This is a genomic window from Bacillus sanguinis (assembly GCF_018332475.1).
GTDB classification, from domain to species: Bacteria; Bacillota; Bacilli; order Bacillales; family Bacillaceae_G; genus Bacillus_A; species Bacillus_A sanguinis.
Genome location: NZ_BOQB01000013.1, coordinates 62,025 through 80,260, shown reverse-complemented (window position 1 = coordinate 80,260; position 18,236 = coordinate 62,025). Strand labels below are relative to the sequence as shown.

Below are 18,236 nucleotides of genomic sequence, written 5' to 3'. Positions count from 1 at the left end.
GTTTATTCTATTTAAAAGGGGATTCTTTAGGGGGAGAGAACAATGAACACATGGACACAAGTTTATGATCCGTTCGGAAACATTTGGATTTCGGCAGCGGTCGCACTTATTCCGATTATCTTTTTTTTCTTAGCTTTAGCAGTTTTCCGCATGAAGGGGTATGTGGCAGGATTTATTACAGTTGTACTTACAATTTTAGTGGCATTATTCGCTTATAAGATGCCGTTCAAGATGGCAATGGCAGCGACTGGATATGGTTTTTTATACGGACTATGGCCAATTGCTTGGATTATCATTATGTCGGTATTTTTATATAAAATATCTGTGAAAACAGGTCAATTCGATGTGATTCGTGCATCTGTATTATCTATTACAAATGACCATCGTTTACTCGTTATTTTAATCGGTTTTTCATTCGGAGCATTTTTAGAAGGGGCAGCAGGATTTGGTGCACCAGTAGCGATTACGGCAGCACTTCTTGCAGGTCTTGGGTTAAATCCTTTGTATGCAGCAGGTCTTTGTTTAATCGCAAATACGGCACCAGTAGCGTTCGGAGCGATGGGAATTCCGATTACAGTTGCTGGACAAGTAACAGGTATTGATCCACATAAAATTGGACAAATGGCTGGACATCAATTACCGTTCTTATCATTATTTGTTCCATTCTTTATCGTATTTTTAATGGACGGGTTGAAAGGGGTAAGACAAACGTGGCCTGCTTTACTTGTAGCGGGTAGCTCATTTGCCATTACGCAGTTCATTACGGCGACGTTCTTAGGACCAGAACTTCCGGATATTACGTCTGCACTTGTAAGTTTAGTTAGTTTAGCGCTCTTCTTAAAAGTATGGCAACCGAAAGAAATCTATCAGTCCGGGCAAGCAGATAGTGAAGTAGCCGCAACAACGGCGGCATCGATGCCAAAATTAACGTTAGGAAAAGTAGTAAAGGCATGGTCTCCATTTATCGTATTAACAGTTATGGTAGTCATTTGGAGTCAAAGTTTCTTTAAAGCATTATTTGCTCCAGGTGGCGCATTGGAAAACCTTGTGTTTAAGTTTGAGGTTCCAGGCTTACACAATCTAGTAATGAAAGCAGAGCCAATTGTAAATAAACCGACACCTTATGAAGCAATCTTGAAATTAGATATTTTATCAGCGACGGGAACAGCAATTTTAATTGCTTGTATCATTTCTATCTTTATTTTGAAAATGAGTGCAAAAGATGCAGTAGTAACATTTAAAGAAACGCTAAATGAGCTTAAGATGCCAATTCTATCTATCGGATTCGTATTAGGATTCGCATTTATCGCAAATTATTCTGGTTTATCTTCTACACTAGCGTTAGCGCTTGCTGGAACAGGCGGACTATTCCCGTTCTTCTCACCATTCTTAGGCTGGATCGGTGTGTTTTTAACAGGATCAGATACGTCAGCGAATGCACTGTTCTCGAATTTACAAGCGATTACCGCGCAGCAAGTCGGTGTATCTGAAGTACTTCTCGTTGCAGCAAATACAACGGGCGGTGTAACAGGAAAAATGATTTCTCCGCAATCGATTGCGATCGCTTGTGCGGCAGTTGGACTTGCTGGAAAAGAATCAGATTTATTCCGCTTTACAGTGAAGCATAGTTTATTCTTCGTAATAATTGTTGGGATTATGACGTATGTGCAGGCATATTATTTAACGTGGATGATTCCATAAAGAGCAAAAGAAATAAACTTTGCATTTTTCAGATTATCGTGTATGATGGGAAAGTATTGAAAATTAAATCAGTGATAAACTAGGGGTGCCTAACATATGCGTAGGCTGAGAGAGAAGCGCGTGAACTTCTTAACCCTTTGGACCTGATCTGGCTCGTACCAGCGTAGGGAAGTTAACGGCTTTACATAATGATGTCTTTATGAGCCAGGTCCTTATTTTTTTATGGACCTGGCTCTTTTTATTTTGGCATACGCTGGCCATATCTCGTCCTTGTCACGTACAGGGGGGCAACAAAGGTTATGAAACAGTCTGTTTCAGCTGAGCAAATTGAATTGAAATCGAGTTTACCAGGAAGTAAGAAAGTGTATGTGGATGGAACACGAGAAGGTATGAAAGTGCCGATGCGTGAGATTGAACAAAGCGATACAAACGGCGTTCCAAATCCACCAATTCGTGTATATGATACGAGCGGCCCTTATACAGATCCTGCGTATAAGGTGGAGCTGGAAAAAGGGTTACAGGCGCCGCGCCACTCTTGGATTGTGCAGCGCGGAGATGTAGAAGCATACGAAGGGCGTGAAGTGAAACCAGAGGATGACGGTGTGAAGGTGGCTTCGAAACACACACCTGTTTTCCCGCAAATGGATCGCAAACCGCTTAGAGCAAAGCAAGGTGCAAATGTTACGCAAATGCATTATGCGCGCAATGGCATCATTACGTCTGAGATGGAATATGTTGCGATTCGTGAAGGAGTAGAGCCAGAGTTTGTTCGTAAGGAAATCGCAGAAGGGCGTGCTATTTTACCAGCGAATATTAATCATCCGGAAGCAGAGCCGATGATTATCGGACGTAATTTCCACGTGAAGGTCAATGCAAATATCGGAAACTCTGCTGTATCTTCTTCTATCGCAGAAGAAGTAGAGAAGATGACGTGGGCAACGCGCTGGGGTGCAGATACGATTATGGATTTATCTACAGGTAAAAATATTCATACGACGCGTGAGTGGATTATTCGTAACGCGCCTGTACCAGTTGGAACTGTACCGATTTATCAAGCGCTGGAAAAAGTAAACGGAATTGCAGAAGATTTAACGTGGGAAGTGTATCGTGATACGTTAATTGAGCAGGCGGAGCAAGGTGTTGATTACTTTACGATTCACGCGGGCGTATTACTTCGTTACATTCCAATTACTGCAAAGCGTACGACAGGTATCGTTTCACGTGGTGGTTCAATTATGGCGCAGTGGTGTTTATTCCATCATAAAGAAAACTTCCTATATACTCACTTTGAAGAGATTTGTGAAATTATGAAGCAGTACGACGTTTCGTTCTCTCTTGGAGATGGATTACGTCCAGGGTCTATTGCGGATGCAAATGACGAAGCGCAGTTTTCTGAGCTTGAAACACTGGGTGAATTAACGAAGATTGCTTGGAAACATGATGTGCAAGTGATGATCGAGGGACCTGGGCATGTACCGATGCATTTAATTAAAGAGAATATGGAGAAAGAGCTTGATATTTGTCAGGGAGCGCCGTTCTATACACTTGGGCCGTTAACGACAGATATTGCACCAGGTTATGACCATATTACATCGGCAATTGGAGCTGCGATGATTGGCTGGTTTGGAACAGCGATGCTTTGTTATGTAACGCCGAAAGAACATTTAGGTTTACCGAATAAAGATGATGTTCGCACGGGTGTTATTACGTACAAAATTGCTGCACATGCAGCTGATCTTGCGAAAGGGCACAAAACGGCTCATCAGCGTGATGATGCACTTTCAAAAGCTCGCTTTGAATTCCGTTGGCGCGATCAATTTAATTTATCTTTAGATCCTGAACGTGCGATGGAATATCACGATGAAACATTGCCAGCAGAAGGCGCGAAAACGGCTCATTTCTGCTCAATGTGTGGACCGAAGTTTTGTAGTATGAGAATTTCACATGATATTCGTGAATATGCGAAAGACAACGATTTAGAAACGACAGAAGCAATTGAAAAAGGGATGAAAGAGAAAGCGAAAGAATTTAAAGACACTGGTAGTCATTTATACCAATAACACGTTCCACCTCTTTACTTGATTGATCACACTGTAGTACCTAACTTAAATATAGAAGAAGCCCGCTTTGCTAAGACGGTAGCAAAGCGGGCTTCTATTTTATAAGGCGAAGAATAAGTGTACCCAGTAGTATAAGAGGAATAAGGTGACGACTGTTGTGAGCGGAATAACGATAAGGGATACACTTAAATAGTCTTTCCATTTTACTTTAATTTTGTTTTGTTTCAGGATATACATCCAAATGAGGGAAGCTAGTGTACCGATTGGTAATAATAGTGAACCGATGTCACTACCAATGATATTTGCGAGATAGATAGTTTTTAATGTGACTGGATCTAGTCCCATTTCTGTTAACGTAATGGTCCCAATCATAAGTGCAGGGTGATTATTGAAGATGTTAGAGAGGAGGGAAACGAGTCCGCCCATTGCAAAACTAGCATAGAGTAGATGCTGACTTACAACTGGCTCAAGCCAATTTACAAGCGCAGCTGTTAACCCTGCGTTATGAAGCCCGTAAATAATGACGTACATAGAGAATGCGAAAATTAAAATGTGCCATGGTGTCTTTTTCAAAATGTCGACAGGGTTCGTTCGTAAGTAGTACCATCTCCAGATGAGAAGAACGAGTGAACCGAGTACGGCAACAATTTCAATTGGAATGGATAAGAAGGATGCAACGAATAGAAGACAGCGCATAAGGAAGACAAATCCTAATACTTTTAGCATGAATTTTGTCCGTTTTTGTTTCGTATCAACAGAATTTTTTCCTTTTAACGGATGGAAGTTTTTTGTGAAGAACATTTCTTCGATATCATATGAAGAAACAGGTAATTTCTCTGGTAGTTTTTTCTTTAAAACTGTGTACATAAGCCATGACATAAATAATAATCCTAATGTTGCAGGTACAAACATCATAGCAGTATGCATATAAAGAGTCATATTCACAATATTTAATGCGATTAAGTTTACGATATTACTTACACCAATTGGCGCACTAGAGGCAGTGGCGATTAAAGCACCACTTAATAAATAAGGGATTTGTTGATGAGGTTTTAATTTAAGGTTTCTCAGTAGTAAAATTAGGATTGGAGTTGTAATTAAAATACTGCCGTCGTTATTAAATAAAAGAGTCATCAGAAAACATAATAATTGAATATACCAGTATAAACGGCGACCGGAGCCTTGTGCTAAATTTGCAAGTTTCGCTGCGGACCAGTGGAAGAAGCCGAAGCTTTCTAATATAACCGCCATAACGATGGTCGCTAATATTGTTATAGAGGCACCGCCAATTTTACTAATAATGTCCATGACGTCTGGCTTTGATACAAGTCCAGTAATCAAGATAATGCCAGCACCAATTGCTGCCGGCCACGCCTCATTTAAACCACGGGGTCGCCAAAAGATAACAATCATCGTTAAGAAGAATACAATAATAGTAATCCATATTTCAATGCTCATATTTTGCCTACCTTTCTATTTTCCCTTGAACAAATGTAGCTTGTCTCAAGTTTGTATTGATAGTATATTCAGCAAAAAATAAGAAGAACTAGACGTATAATGGAATGAAGCGAATATGTGTTTTTCAAGCGAAAGGACAAGTGTCACGAATAGTGAAATAACTATTGTGAGAGGAGTCTATAAATTAGTGGGGCAGTAAGATAGTAAATGAAATTTATATGGGTGATTATGGAGATATATCGGCGCAACTTAAAATATATCAGCGATTTTTAAAATATATCGACTTATCGACAAAACATGACAAAAGAAGCCCATCCCAAAATGCCTTTTGGAACAGACTCCTCACTATATTATTTTTCCTTCAAAAAAGTTCGATCCTTCAAGAATAAATTCCAGAAGAAAATAAATCCTGGTAATAAAATTGCAATCCCAATTGCGTATAGAATAAGCAATGCATAGAATGTTTCGACCGTTGTAAAGCTTGTAAATACAGTTACATCAGGATAAATAATATACGGTAAATGCGCAACACCGTAAGCATAACTTGCAAATGCATATTGAGCGACGACTGCTAAAACGGCAATACGAGGGTATCCTAGTGTGTCATACTTCTTGTTTGTCCACCAGAGAGAAGAGTACCCGATAACGAATAAAACGATAGAAACTGTAAACCATGGGAATTGCTTTATTAGTCCTTGCATAAGCCAGTGTGTTTCTGGATCCATTACAACGAGGGCGATAATCGCCGTAACGAGCGTTGCAGGACCAAGGATGATCGCGTTTCTTCTATAAATTTTATATGCATCTTCTGAACCTTGTTCTCTCGCAAAATCAGCAAGAAAGAGAGAAGATAGAAATAGTTCCGAAGTTAGTCCAAAGAGCATATAACAATAAATAACAGGACTTGAAAGAAGTTTTCCATACAGGAGTACTTCTTTTCCTTCAGACATTGTAATATAGGCACCTTCTGTAACGGGTAACACGGTAATTAATAGGGCTGGAATTAAGAGTCCTGTAATACCTGAAATAATACGAAGAAGGTGTTGGTACTTCGGCAGAGAATAAGCAAATACCATAAATGTACTGCGAATTGCCACGAGTACTAAAATTAACATAACGGGTACGAACATTACTGTCGCAAGAGTAAAGGCTGCTTTCGGAAAGAAGCCAAGAAATGCGACAACGACAAAGACGAGAAACGTATTTGTTACTTCCCAAGTCGGTGATAAGTATCGGTTGGCAAGCTTGGCAGCGAGCGTTGGATGTTTTGCGTATACCATGCCCCAAAAACCTGCTCCAAAATCGATGGATCCTAATATACTGTATACGAAAATAAGGGCCCATAAGATGATGATTGCAATACTTTCCTCATGCACGAGAATCGCCTCCTTCGTGATGTAAATCATTTGTAAGGGGATGTTTCTTAAAGAATGTCCGTAGCACAAAGACTGTTAAAATACCGAGTCCAATATATAAAATGATGAATAGAATAAATAAAGGACCGACAAAATCAGCGCGTGTAGAAGCATCGACTGTACGTTGCATACCGTAAATGGTCCACGGTTGACGACCACTACAGCTGAAAATCCACCCGAATTCAATACCGAGCATCATAACTGGTCCACATGCGGCAGCTCCCCAAAGAAGCCACTTCGGTAGTTCGGCTCCTTTTTTTCGGTAAACAAAGTACCAATATAAGAGGGCGATTGCTGCAACTGCAAAAGTAAAGGCAGCGGTGCCGACCATTAAGTTGAATAATGTATGTGTGTAAAATGGTGGCCATGTTTCTTGCGGGAATTCATTTAGTCCTTTTACGACAGTGCTAGGATCTAGTCCCACTAGTAGGCTAAGCATGTTCGGAATTTCTAGTGCATAGTTTAGTTCCAGTGTGTTAGGGTCTACGACTCCGCCAATTGATAACGGTGCATGTGATGTCGTTTCAAATAAAGCTTCAGCAGATGCAAGTTTCTCAGGAGAATGCTTATGTAAGGCAATTGCTGATTCATGTCCCGAAAGCCACATCGTAGCACCTGTAATAAATGTCACGACGAGTCCTAACAGTAGTCCTTTTTTATGGTATGCGACTTCGCGTTTACTTAAATTCTTCTTTAATAATTTAAATCCAGCGATAGAGGCAATGACGGCAGCTCCAGTTGCATAGGCTGTAATCACAACGTGGAATGCGCTTGTGCCAAAACTCGGATTAAAGAAAGCTTTCCACGGATCAACGTTAAAAACTGATCCATCTGGCCCCATTGAAAAGCCTGCGGGTGTATTCATCCATGTATTTGCTGATGTAATAAGCACGGCGGATGCCGTGGCACCAATCATGACGAAGAATAGCGAGATTAATCTCATGAATGGAGGTAGTTTGTCAGCTGCATATACATAAATGGACATGAACAAAGCCTCTAGAAAGAAAGCGAAAATCTCAATTTGAAAGGGAACAGAAATCACCTGTCCAACAATTTTGGCAAAACCAGGCCAAAGAAGTGAGATTTGCACACCAACAATTGTTCCAGTTGGAATTGCTACACCAAGAAGGATGGCAAACGCCTTTGTCCATCTTTTCGCCATAATGGCGTAATCGGAATCTTTCTTCCAGTGGTAGAGTATTTCGCTTATAAAAATCATTAATGAAAGTCCCACGCCAAGTGTTGCGAAGATAATGTGGAATGCTAGTGAAGAACCGAAAAATGCTCTTGCTAATGTTACCGTATCCATATGTAAACTCCTCTTCTTTTTTGCCATTATTTTCTGATTGAATTGGAAGATTTATTCAAAAAAACTACCAAAAATATATATGTATTTAAAAAGTGGATATGGTAATATGTTGATTGAATATTTGGAATAGAAAGAAGTTAGTGTTTAATAATATTTTGTTTGTTTTTTAGTAAGGAATATTTTATAATCTTTTATGCGAACATAAGTTCTGTTTTTCAGAGTGAAGAAGTTTATGTGAAATGGAGAGGATGTTTTATGTATCCTGAAGTCATTAAAAAGATGGCATTTTCAAAAGAGCATAGAGATTTATTACTGAAGCTATATAATAAAGAGATTACGCGTAGTGAGTATGATCGACTCGTGGCATCGCTATATAGACCTTCTAAAGAGGCTTGTGAAGGATAGAGGAACGGGAGACAATCTAATAGATTGTCTTTTTTACATTTACGTATGTTCTGGTAAAATTAAGGATAGCCTTACTAGGGAGGTGAAAAGTTTGCGGAAACGTATATATATAGTGATTGGAGTTATTCTTTTAATCGCTTTAGGTGGAATTGTATTTTGGTCAGCTTTGCAAGGAAACCGTACGGAGCATTTTATTTTAAGACATATGATGAATGAAAATGGGACGCTTGCTACATATCGTTTAGAAGATACAAAAGCAGGTACCGATGAAGCGAAAGGCCGTGAAGCTTTATCGGAATCAGCAGGACTGTGGCTACAATATACATTGGATAAAGATGATCAAGCGTTATTCGATGAACAAGTTAAGGTTATTCAAAATAACTTTGTACATAAGGACCAAATTGTTTTATGGAAAATCTCTGAAAAGGGAGAAATGCAATCAGCTACAAATGCACTTATCGACGATCTTCGTATTATAGAACAGTTATATCGCGCTTATGAAATGTACAAGGAAGAGCGTTATAAAAACTTGGCAGATCAATTGAGTGATGCTGTAATTCGTTATAATAAGAAAGGTAATTATTACGTTGATTATTATGATGCAGATGCAGGGAAACAAAATAATTTTGCAACTACATCATACATAAATCCGCACGCATTCTCGTATATGAAAAAGTATGGGAAAGTTTCTGCTCAGCAATATCAGGAAGTCGTTCAATTTTTAGCCGATTACCCAAGGCATGGATGGGCATTCCCGAAAGAGTATAAAGAAGATGGTACATTTACGTACGATAAAGAAGTGAATCTTATTGACCAATCATACGTTGCATATCATCGTAGTTTAGGTGGCCTCTCATCAGATGCTTACTTGGAATTTATAAAGAAGAAGTTCCAGGAGGATGGAAAGCTATACGGTCGTTACAATCTAGAAACGGGAAAACAAACCGTCAAGTATGAATCACCAGCCGCTTACGGATTAACAATTTTGTACGTACTACAAACAGGCGATACAAAGTTTGCAAAGGAATTGTATGATCATATGGCCACATTCCGAAATGACAACGTATTTAGTAGATATTACGGTGGATACGTAACAGGCGAAAATAATAATACGCATATTTTCGATAACGTATTGCCACTTTTAGCGGAAATAGAACTAGAGAAGAGTAAACAATAGAAGGTGCCACCCTATGGGAATGGCACCTTTTATTTATTGATATCATTTTACGCCTTAATATTGGAGAAGTAATCAATCACAAATTCACGAAATTTCTGAGCAGTTTTCGATAAGTAGCGTTTCTTCGACCAACTTAAGCCGATAGTTCGCTCACAATTTGGTTCAATAATACGTAACTTATTTAATGCTAAAGTAGAGTTTTTTAATAAAGTTAAACTTGGGACAAAGGCGATGCCGAGACCTTGCTTAATAAGATCGCTAATTACGGTTGGTTCATCTACTTCAAAAGCGATGTGTGGAGTGAAACCAGCTTCCTTGCAAAATTCATCTGTTAGGTGCCGAAATCCGTAACCAGTGTTCATACTAATAAACGGTTCGTCTTTTACTTCATGCAGATGGATACTTTCGCGGCCTGATAAACGATGGCCTGCAGGGACGACTAAGAAAATCTCTTCTGTAATAAGTGGTTCCCAAATAATTTCCTCGCCTTCAATTGGCACAGAAGAAATGCAAAAGTCGATTTCTATATTATCTAGTTGTCGTTTCATAGAAGGAGTAGATGCGAGAAATTGCTGGAATCGAACGTTAGGGTGTTCTAGTAAAAAAGAACCGAGTAGTTCTGGTAATATTCTCGGAATAGAAACTGCCAGTGTAATAGAGCCTTGTTGTAATTCAGCTAAATCTTTAATTTCTCTTTCACCTTCACTTAATTCATGAAAAATGCGCTCTACTCGTTTTAAAAATACTTTTCCAAAAGAGTTTAATGTAATTTGTCGACCTTGGCGATCAAATAACGGGACGCCTAAGTCTTTTTCTAGTCTAGCAATTGTTTTGCTGAGTGAAGGTTGTGCGATATGTAATTCTTCAGCCGCTTTTGTCATATGTTCTAATCGTGCAACTGTTTGAAAGTATTTTAGTTGAAGAAGTTCCATTTTGAATCTCCTTTCTATAGACCAAAAGGAATGAATTGATAATTAAAGATGTATTATACAGTATGAAAATGGACGTGTATAGTAAATCTGTTAAACCATTCTAATGGTGTTAAATTAGGAGAAGGAGTATGTTTCATGAAGGGAATTCAACTTATATTTAAAGATTGGAAAGCGATGTGGCACCATAAACATGGACGTATCGCTTTAATTTTTTTATTAATCGTTCCTTTAATTTATTCAGGATTCTTTTTAGCTGGATATTGGGATCCGTACGGACGATTAGATAAATTACCTGTTGCGATTGTAAATTTAGATAAAGGTGCCGCGATGGATGAGAAAACAATTCGTGCAGGAGACGATTTTGTAAAAAATTTAAAAGAGAATAAGGAACTGGCTTTTCATTTCGTATCAGAAAAAAATGCTGATGAAGGACTAAAAGAAGATAAGTACTATATGGTTGTTACAATTCCAGAGGATTTCTCTAAAAAGGTAAGTACACTTATGGATGAGAAACCAGAGCCAGCGCAGCTTCAGTACAAAGTAAATCCGGGTAAAAACTTTGTAGCAGCGCAAATTGGAACGACAGCTGTTGAAAATATGAAAACAAAAATTTCAAATAGTATTACGAAATCTTATACAGAAGGTGTCTTTTCAAAGTTTCAAGACTTAGCACAAGGGTTGAATGATGCAAGTAATGGTGCTGAGAAGTTACATGAAGGAACGACAGATGCAAAAAATGGGGCAAATCAGCTTGCAGATGGTATTCATCGTTTAAGTGACGGGACATCAAAAGTGAAAGAGGGAAGTGACAAACTTGCTTCTAGCAAATCTGCCTTAACTGACGGAGCGAATGAGCTAAGTCAAGGAGCAACATCACTTCATAGCGGTATGGGGTTACTAGCACAAGGTGAAAAAACTTTACAATCAGGGGTTAGTGAATTAAGTGCTGGTACAAATGAATGGGTGAACGGAAGTGAGAAACTTGCTGACGGGCAAGTGAAAGCGGACAATGCAGCAAATAGTGTAAAACAACAATTAGAAGAGTACGTGAAAAGTCATCCAGAAGTGCAGCAAGATCCTGCTTTTCAAAAGATTATTGTTACGTCCAATGGATTAGCTCAAGCAACAAACACTTTAAATGATAGCCAACAAAAATTGGCACAAGGTGCGCAGAAGCTTGCAGATGGTCAGCGTAAGATTGAAGAAGGTATGAATACATTCGGAGTTAAGTTAAATGAAGCGACTGCTGGAACGAAAAAGATAGCAGATGGTGCTTCGAATGTAGCTGATGGATTTACAAAATGGGGAAATGGATTTACATCATTACAAGAAGGTGTAAATCACCTTGCGAGTGGCGGAACAGAGCTGAATCATGGTGCTGATCAGTTAACGAACGGACTTGTTAAACTTGACGATGGTGCGAAAGAGCTTTCTACGAAATTAGGAGAGGGCGCAGAGAAGATAGCAGATGTTCGCAATAATGATGCACGCAATACGATGTTCTCAGAGCCGGTTCAATTAGTGAAGTCAACAGTTTCTGATGTGCCTAATTACGGTTCAGGTATTGCACCATATTTCTTATCGCTTGCATTTTATGTTGGCGGAATTATGGCGTCGAATATTTTACCGCTTGGCCGTAGACAAAATATGAAAGTAAGCGGAACGGTACATTTTATTAATAAACTAGGGTTGGTATATGTAATTGGGCTTATTCAAGCATTGCTTGTGGATGTGGTTGTGCTAGGAGTTATGAAATTAGAAGTTGCAAGTGTGCCGCTCTTTGTTTTATCAAGTATCGTTATTTCCTTTACGTTCATGACGTTTATTCTTATGTTAGTAACGGTGTTTGGTCTTGTTGGAAAGTTTTTAGCGATAACGCTGCTTGTCCTGCAGTTAGCGACGAGCGGGGGTACTTTCCCAGGAGAATTAAATATAGATGTTCTTAGCAAAATTGGACAGTTCCTCCCAATGTCTCATTCTCTTAGAGGATTACAAGATGTGATCTCTTTAGGAGACTGGTCACAATTACAAATGCAAATTTTAATATTGTTATGTTACCTCGTTGTTGCTGGCGGAATTGCTTGGATCACGAGCCATATACAGCATAGAGAAACGAATGCAGAACAAATTTCTTAAAATGAAAGAAGCTATCCAGTTTTTTCGGATAGCTTCTTTTTTATTTGCGTTCCATTACCGCAAAGTAATTGTTTTCATTATCAGCAAAGTTGAATGCTCTACCAGTAGGTAAATCTACAACTTGTCCAACAGTAACGTTTTTCTCAGAAAGATCTTTATATAGTTGATCTAAGTTGTTAGAGAAGAACATAAGTGAAGGAGTACCTAAGTTTAATTCAGGTTGCATCTTTGCAATTAACGCTTTATCGTGAAGGACGATACTTGTGCCTACTTCTTTCGTTGGTGCAATTTCAATCCAGCGAAATCCTTGTCCGTTATTTTCTTCCGCAATAATTTGGAATCCTACTATCTCAGTCCAAAATTGCACTGCTTCATCTTGATTATTTACATATAACATAATTTGTCCAATTTGATTAATCATAGGTGTATCCTACTTTCTTTTCTTGTATGGAATTCTATTATATCAAAGATATGGTTTGCATACTTTTTCGTGATGTTTCCGAAGTATGATCTTCGCCCATTTTATATTTGTTGTAGGAGAAGGTCCTGTAATCCACGTATGAAGAGGTAGTGTACTACAAATAACCATTGCTGAAATCGAGATTGTGGCCGTTATTGTAAATAATAATAGGCTATATAATATTGTATTTTCTTGCATTGCGAATAAAGAAAGAAACTTTGTACATAGTTGCAAGAAGAAAAAGTGAGCTAAATAAGCACCATATGTGTAATTCCCGATAAATCGTAAAGCTTTATATAAGAAACCGCGTCTCTGTACGATTGTAATAGATAGCACGTAAAGTATAATAATTTCGCATACAATATATAAAAACATAGACGGTTTTAAATAAGTCGAAACGGTTAAATGAATAGAGTTTGCGCCGTAAAAACTAAATAACTCATAATTGATGAATAAAAATAAGATAAAAAATAATATTGTGATAAGCGGGATATGTTTCATGACGAATAGCCGCCAAGTTTTTAGTGCTACAGCAGCGATTCCTCCCATGACGAAATAGAACGAGTAGAAGAAGAAGGAACGATCTGTATAATGTAAAATGGTTGAGCTAGTCAATTTTTCTCCATTAAAAATGTAGTGAGAAGAATACCACATTAAGAGGAAATATAGAGAAGCAGAGATGGTCATATATTTATATATGTCTTTTTTATTTTCTGTTCGTTTTTGAAACCAATAAAATAGTGTGCATAGTAAAGGAAACAATAAATGAATTTGGAACATCATAATCACGTACCAAAGATGGGGTGCGGCTGTTCCGAGCAATAAACTTTTTATACCACTTTGTAGTGTAATCATATCGTTTGTTGTTAATAAGTAAAGAATAGACCAGAAGAAATAAGGAATGAGTAAATGTGCGGCTTTTTCAGAAATATATTCTTTGTATACTAATTGCTTCGTATATTGCTGGATTAAATGAAAGCCGACGATAAATATGAATGCAGGTGCCGAAAATTTTGCAAGGTTAAATAACATGCCCATAATGAGAGATTGCTCAAGTAAGACATTTCCTTGGTTCATTGTATATAATAACGAACTTTGCAAAACGACAGCAAGGAATGCAATGCTTTGCAAAACTTTAAATTCTGGTGCGCTTTGAGTCATTATGTCCATCTCCTTTTCCATACATGATTATAGTACGGAGAATGGATAATGGATGTGGAATATTTGTGAAGATTTCAACAAATTTGTGGCGGAATGGATTAACATCAAAAAAAGAGGATGCTCGTTTGGAGCATCCTCTTTCTATCTATTAAGCAAATTTGTTTTTGATCCAGTTCTTACCTTCTACAAGGCGAGCTGTCATTACGGCACAAGCGTTATCTGCTGTTACGTTTAACATCGTTGCAGGAGGATCGATGATTGTACTAATTGCCGCGATAATTGGCAATGCTTCTGGCGGGAAGCCGTATAGAGAAACGATTAACATTTCACCAATCATACCGCCGCCTGGAATAGCGCCCATTACTGTTCCTACTAATAGAGAAACAACAAGTGCGATTGCCAATGTTTTTGGTCCTTCGAATTCCATGTTGAAAATACCAAATAAGAAAGCAATTTTTAATACGCCACCTAAAACAGAGCCGTCTTTATGAAGTGTAGATCCAAGAAGGACAACTGTTTCACGAACGTCAGAAGAGATACCCATTTTCTTCGTTGCTTCCAAGTTCGCTGGAATACTAGCAGCACTACTACAAGTTGCAAGAGATGTAACTGTAGGAGAAACCATGTTCTTCCAAAATACTTGTACACCTTGCTTACGACCTGCAAGGTATGCATAGAACGTGAAGAATACAAAGAAATAAATGAGAGACGCTGGATAGTATACCATTGCTGCTCGGAAATAAGTTCCAAGAAGTTGTGGTCCGAATTCACCAACTAATGCTGCGAAGTAAGCAGCAAGTCCGATTGGAGCGTAGTACATAATGAAAGATACAACTTTCATTGAAATTTCTGCACCAGCTTGTAGGAATGTAGCGAATGGTTTTCCTTTTTCACCAACTGCTGAAGTTGCAATCCCCATTAAGATAGAGAAGAAAATAAGTGCTAACATATTTTCACGAGATAGTAACTTTGAGAAGTCAGATACTGTTAGAATACCAACAATTTGGTCCGCAACACTAACAGCTTTGTCAGCCTTGTCAGGTTGTGTTAGTTCTAATACAACACCTTGTGCTGGCGGGAATACTTTCACGACAATAATCATAAAAATAGCAGCTAAAATACTTGTAAATAAGAAAGTTCCAGCCATACTAGACATAATTTTACCGAAACGTTTTAATCCATCCATATTAGCAATAGATGACGCGATGCTAAAGAACACTAAAGGTACAACAATCGTAAACATTAAGTTTAAGAAAATGTCACCAAGCGGCTTTAAAGCAACTGCATCGGCACCCATGAAATAACCAATGAAACCACCAATTAGGATAGAAGATAATAAAATAAGTGGAAAGCGATATGCCTTCATAAATATACCCTCCTATCAATTATAAAAAATCATACTGAATCATTATAGCGAGTTAGAGCCTTCTTTACTAGAAGAATACTGATAGATGGAATAGCGTGAAAACCGAGAAATTTTTGTTTTTAAGCTCGGCATACAGCAGGAAATCTAGACATATATATTTGTAACCTAGTGGTGGCAAGGGGTGCATTATAACTTAGGTTGAGAACAAGGGGGAGGGAAGCGAGATGAATATTTTGCTTTGCTGTGCAGCGGGAATGTCTTCCAGTTTGATTGTTACAAAAATGGAGAAAGCAGCAGAGGCAAGAGGGATAGAGGTGAAGATTTGGGCAGTATCAGGTTCTGAAGTAAATAGCCACATTGATGAAGCGGATGTACTGCTACTTGGACCGCAAGTACGTTATTTATTACCGAAAATGAAAGAATTATGTAAGGAGAAAGGGATACCCGTTGATGTCATTCAATCTGTCCATTACGGGCTTTGTAATGGAGAAGCTATCTTACAAGCAGCTTTGTCAATGAAACCATGAGGAGAGTGGGATAGATGATACGGTTTTTAGAGAAATATGTAATGCCGGTAGCAGGAAAGGTTGCAGAGCAGAGGCATTTGCAAGCGATTCGTGATGGGATTATTTTGACGATGCCGTTCTTAATTATTGGATCATTTTTCCTCATCATTAGTGCTTTACCAATACCAGGGTATAATGATTTTATGGCAGGTTTGTTTGGGGAGAATTGGCAGAGGGCTTTGGGGTATCCAGTTAGTGCAACTTTTAATATAATGGCTTTAATAGCTGTTTTTGGAATCGCTTACAGACTTGGGGAGTATTATAAAGTGGATGCTTTAGCATCTGGGGCATTGTCGCTTGTGACGTTTTTACTTGCGACACCATTTCAAGTCGCATATATTATACCAAGTACAAAAGAGAGTGTACTTGTAGAAGGTGCTATCCCAGCAGCATTAATGGGAAGCCAAGGGTTGTTTGTAGCAATGATTATTGCACTTATATCTACTGAACTTTATCGGTTTATTGTACAAAAAAAGATAATTATAAAGATGCCAGAGACAGTTCCACCAGCTGTGACGCGTTCATTTGCGGCACTTGTTCCAGGATTTATTGTTGTAACGGTTATTTGGATTATACGCTTAATTATAGAAAATACTTCTTTTGGCAGTATCCATAATATTGTAGGGCAAATTTTGCAGGAACCACTTAGTGTACTTGGTGCTAGTCTTTGGGGCGCAATAATAGCAGTTATTCTCGTTCATGTTCTTTGGTCGTGTGGAATTCATGGTGCTACTATTGTTGGTGGTGTAATGAGCCCCGTTTGGTTGTCGTTAATGGATCAAAATCGAGTTGCTTTTCAAGCAGGGCAAGAGGTACCAAATACAATTACCGCACAGTTTTTTGATTTATGGATTTATATGGGCGGTTCCGGTGCAACACTTGCTTTAGTTGTAGGAATGTTATTATTTGCGCGAAGTCAGCAATTAAAAAGTTTAGGGAGATTGTCAATTGCACCGGGCATATTTAATATTAATGAGATGGTAACTTTTGGTATGCCGATTGTAATGAACCCAATTTTATTAATTCCATTTATATTGGTTCCAGTTGTGTTAACAATTGTTTCTTACTTTGCAATGGAATGGGGATGGGTAGCTCGGCCGAGTGGAGCTGCTGTACCTTGGACGACACCAATTCTATTTAGTGGATATTTAGGATCAGGCGGGAAAATTTCAGGCGTTGTTTTACAACTTGTTAACTTTGCGCTTGCATTCTTCATTTATTTACCATTCTTAAAAATATGGGATAAACAAAAGGTAGCGGAAGAAAAGGGGGAGTAAAGAACTAAAATGGATACGATAGAGACGAAAGCTTTTCATTTAATTTTGCATGGGGGAAATGCGAGAAGTTGTTCAATGGAAGCAATTGATTGTGCAAAGCGTGGAGAGTTTACAGAAGCAGAAGCGAAATTACAAGAAGCGTTAGAGGAATTAAAAGAGGCGCACCGTGTACAAACGGAGCTCATACAGAAAGAAGCTGGTGGTGAAAAGACCGAAGTTACTCTTCTAATGGTGCACGCGCAAGATCATTTAATGAACGCGATTACGGTGAAGGAATTAGCGAGTGAATTTGTAGAATTATATAGGAAGATATTAGCGACTGAATGAACCTTGCGTATGCAAGGTTTTTTTATGTATATGTCTGTACCATCAGTGGAGTGTTCGTGCCACTGATGGTATCATACAACCCTCCTTTTGTACGGATGAGTAAGAGTGTTAATTAATCAGTAGTAACAATTTCTCCTATACCACGAATTAATTTTTTTGTATGCATCCGTTCTGGTTTTAATATATTTACGATATAATCAATCGCTATTTGCGGTTCAACGGTTGTACCGCATGTATAACAATCAATGGCTGCAAAGTTTTTTTCTGGATAAGTGTGAATAGAAAGGTGGCTTTCTGATAGCAAAATTAATACAGTAACGCCATAAGGCTGGAATTTTTTTTTACTTACGTTTAAAACGTGTGCACCAGATTGATCTGCAGCGGTAACTAAATGATGTTCTAAAAAGTAAATATCATCTAATAGGGGAGAATCCACTCCCCACAAATCTACTATTATATGCTTACCGAAAGTAGAATATTCCATAA

The 18,236-nt window shown here is 38.4% G+C and carries 16 protein-coding genes and 1 riboswitch; of the genes, 8 read left to right on the top strand and 8 right to left on the bottom strand.

All coding sequences use genetic code 11. The features are described from left to right. Positions 1-42 precede the first annotated feature (42 nt). Both lldP and thiC read left to right on the top strand, forming a co-directional pair. A complete protein-coding gene (lldP, locus tag KI369_RS01970) occupies positions 43-1,701 on the top strand; it encodes a lactate permease LctP family transporter (protein ID WP_212954897.1) in 1,659 nt (552 codons plus the stop codon). A 71-nt stretch (positions 1,702-1,772) separates the two neighbouring features. Then, positions 1,773-1,888: riboswitch (TPP riboswitch) on the top strand. 112 nt (positions 1,889-2,000) lie between these two features. Continuing rightward, on the top strand, positions 2,001-3,761 hold the full coding sequence (gene thiC, locus KI369_RS01965) for a phosphomethylpyrimidine synthase ThiC (protein ID WP_212954896.1): 1,761 nt from the start codon (positions 2,001-2,003) through the stop codon (positions 3,759-3,761). A 99-nt stretch (positions 3,762-3,860) separates the two neighbouring features. Here thiC and KI369_RS01960 read toward each other — a convergent pair whose 3' ends face one another. The 3 genes from KI369_RS01960 to cydA form a co-directional block, all read right to left on the bottom strand. After that, positions 3,861-5,219, bottom strand: coding sequence for an arsenic transporter (locus tag KI369_RS01960; protein ID WP_212954895.1), 1,359 nt, complete (start codon positions 5,217-5,219; stop codon positions 3,861-3,863). 350 nt (positions 5,220-5,569) lie between these two features. Continuing rightward, entirely contained in the window at positions 5,570-6,595 is a 1,026-nt protein-coding gene (locus tag KI369_RS01955) for a cytochrome d ubiquinol oxidase subunit II (protein ID WP_071723582.1), read from the bottom strand. Beyond that, positions 6,588-7,943, bottom strand: a complete 1,356-nt coding sequence (cydA, locus tag KI369_RS01950) for a cytochrome ubiquinol oxidase subunit I (protein ID WP_000381957.1) — start codon at positions 7,941-7,943, stop codon at positions 6,588-6,590. The genes KI369_RS01955 and cydA overlap by 8 nt, the downstream gene beginning before the upstream one ends. Positions 7,944-8,198: 255 nt before the next feature. Between cydA and KI369_RS01945 the strand changes: the two genes are divergently transcribed. Then, the gene (locus KI369_RS01945; protein ID WP_212954894.1) at positions 8,199-8,348 is read left to right on the top strand and encodes a hypothetical protein; all 150 of its coding nucleotides are present in this window, start codon (positions 8,199-8,201) and stop codon (positions 8,346-8,348) included. Between the two features lie 91 nt (positions 8,349-8,439). Beyond that, positions 8,440-9,525: a transcriptional regulator gene (locus KI369_RS01940; RefSeq protein WP_212954893.1), complete on the top strand. Its 1,086-nt coding sequence runs from the start codon at positions 8,440-8,442 to the stop codon at positions 9,523-9,525. Between the two features lie 47 nt (positions 9,526-9,572). On the opposite strand, the gene KI369_RS01935 is transcribed toward KI369_RS01940, so the two are convergent. Then, positions 9,573-10,457, bottom strand: a complete 885-nt coding sequence (locus KI369_RS01935; RefSeq protein ID WP_212954892.1) for a LysR family transcriptional regulator — start codon at positions 10,455-10,457, stop codon at positions 9,573-9,575. A 135-nt stretch (positions 10,458-10,592) separates the two neighbouring features. Between KI369_RS01935 and KI369_RS01930 the strand changes: the two genes are divergently transcribed. Next, positions 10,593-12,593 carry a YhgE/Pip domain-containing protein gene (locus KI369_RS01930; RefSeq protein ID WP_212954891.1) on the top strand — a complete coding sequence of 667 codons (2,001 nt, stop codon included), beginning with the start codon at positions 10,593-10,595 and terminating at the stop codon, positions 12,591-12,593. Between the two features lie 40 nt (positions 12,594-12,633). Here KI369_RS01930 and KI369_RS01925 read toward each other — a convergent pair whose 3' ends face one another. The 3 genes from KI369_RS01925 to KI369_RS01915 form a co-directional block, all read right to left on the bottom strand. Next, positions 12,634-13,014, bottom strand: coding sequence for a VOC family protein (locus KI369_RS01925; protein WP_212954890.1), 381 nt, complete (start codon positions 13,012-13,014; stop codon positions 12,634-12,636). 42 nt (positions 13,015-13,056) lie between these two features. Continuing rightward, positions 13,057-14,214 carry an acyltransferase gene (locus KI369_RS01920; protein ID WP_212954889.1) on the bottom strand — a complete coding sequence of 386 codons (1,158 nt, stop codon included), beginning with the start codon at positions 14,212-14,214 and terminating at the stop codon, positions 13,057-13,059. A 148-nt stretch (positions 14,215-14,362) separates the two neighbouring features. Further along, positions 14,363-15,580: a dicarboxylate/amino acid:cation symporter gene (locus KI369_RS01915; RefSeq protein WP_084063856.1), complete on the bottom strand. Its 1,218-nt coding sequence runs from the start codon at positions 15,578-15,580 to the stop codon at positions 14,363-14,365. A 224-nt stretch (positions 15,581-15,804) separates the two neighbouring features. Between KI369_RS01915 and KI369_RS01910 the strand changes: the two genes are divergently transcribed. From KI369_RS01910 to KI369_RS01900, 3 genes are read left to right on the top strand one after another with little or no spacing between them, the layout of a single operon-like run. Next, a complete protein-coding gene (locus KI369_RS01910) occupies positions 15,805-16,107 on the top strand; it encodes a PTS sugar transporter subunit IIB (RefSeq protein ID WP_063221820.1) in 303 nt (100 codons plus the stop codon). Positions 16,108-16,121: 14 nt separating this feature from the next. Further along, positions 16,122-17,423: a PTS cellobiose transporter subunit IIC gene (celB, locus tag KI369_RS01905; RefSeq protein WP_212954888.1), complete on the top strand. Its 1,302-nt coding sequence runs from the start codon at positions 16,122-16,124 to the stop codon at positions 17,421-17,423. 9 nt (positions 17,424-17,432) lie between these two features. Then, positions 17,433-17,750 (top strand): PTS sugar transporter subunit IIA, encoded by a 318-nt coding sequence (locus KI369_RS01900; RefSeq protein ID WP_212954887.1) that lies wholly within the window; start codon positions 17,433-17,435, stop codon positions 17,748-17,750. Between the two features lie 112 nt (positions 17,751-17,862). Here the strand turns inward: KI369_RS01900 and speD are convergent, their stop codons facing one another. Continuing rightward, positions 17,863-18,234 carry an adenosylmethionine decarboxylase gene (gene speD, locus KI369_RS01895; protein WP_212954886.1) on the bottom strand — a complete coding sequence of 124 codons (372 nt, stop codon included), beginning with the start codon at positions 18,232-18,234 and terminating at the stop codon, positions 17,863-17,865. Positions 18,235-18,236: the final 2 nt, after the last annotated feature.

Excerpts from the sequence above, each read along its gene's own strand:
- lldP (WP_212954897.1), top strand. The coding sequence starts at position 43 with ATGAACACATGGACACAAGTTTATGATCCGTTCGGAAACATTTGGATT.
- thiC (WP_212954896.1), top strand. The coding sequence starts at position 2,001 with ATGAAACAGTCTGTTTCAGCTGAGCAAATTGAATTGAAATCGAGTTTA.
- KI369_RS01960 (WP_212954895.1), bottom strand. The coding sequence starts at position 5,219 with ATGAGCATTGAAATATGGATTACTATTATTGTATTCTTCTTAACGATG.
- cydA (WP_000381957.1), bottom strand. The coding sequence starts at position 7,943 with ATGGATACGGTAACATTAGCAAGAGCATTTTTCGGTTCTTCACTAGCA.
- KI369_RS01945 (WP_212954894.1), top strand. The coding sequence starts at position 8,199 with ATGTATCCTGAAGTCATTAAAAAGATGGCATTTTCAAAAGAGCATAGA.
- KI369_RS01935 (WP_212954892.1), bottom strand. The coding sequence starts at position 10,457 with ATGGAACTTCTTCAACTAAAATACTTTCAAACAGTTGCACGATTAGAA.
- KI369_RS01930 (WP_212954891.1), top strand. The coding sequence starts at position 10,593 with ATGAAGGGAATTCAACTTATATTTAAAGATTGGAAAGCGATGTGGCAC.
- KI369_RS01925 (WP_212954890.1), bottom strand. The coding sequence starts at position 13,014 with ATGATTAATCAAATTGGACAAATTATGTTATATGTAAATAATCAAGAT.
- KI369_RS01920 (WP_212954889.1), bottom strand. The coding sequence starts at position 14,214 with ATGACTCAAAGCGCACCAGAATTTAAAGTTTTGCAAAGCATTGCATTC.
- KI369_RS01915 (WP_084063856.1), bottom strand. The coding sequence starts at position 15,580 with ATGAAGGCATATCGCTTTCCACTTATTTTATTATCTTCTATCCTAATT.
- KI369_RS01910 (WP_063221820.1), top strand. The coding sequence starts at position 15,805 with ATGAATATTTTGCTTTGCTGTGCAGCGGGAATGTCTTCCAGTTTGATT.
- celB (WP_212954888.1), top strand. The coding sequence starts at position 16,122 with ATGATACGGTTTTTAGAGAAATATGTAATGCCGGTAGCAGGAAAGGTT.
- KI369_RS01900 (WP_212954887.1), top strand. The coding sequence starts at position 17,433 with ATGGATACGATAGAGACGAAAGCTTTTCATTTAATTTTGCATGGGGGA.
- speD (WP_212954886.1), bottom strand. The coding sequence starts at position 18,234 with ATGGAATATTCTACTTTCGGTAAGCATATAATAGTAGATTTGTGGGGA.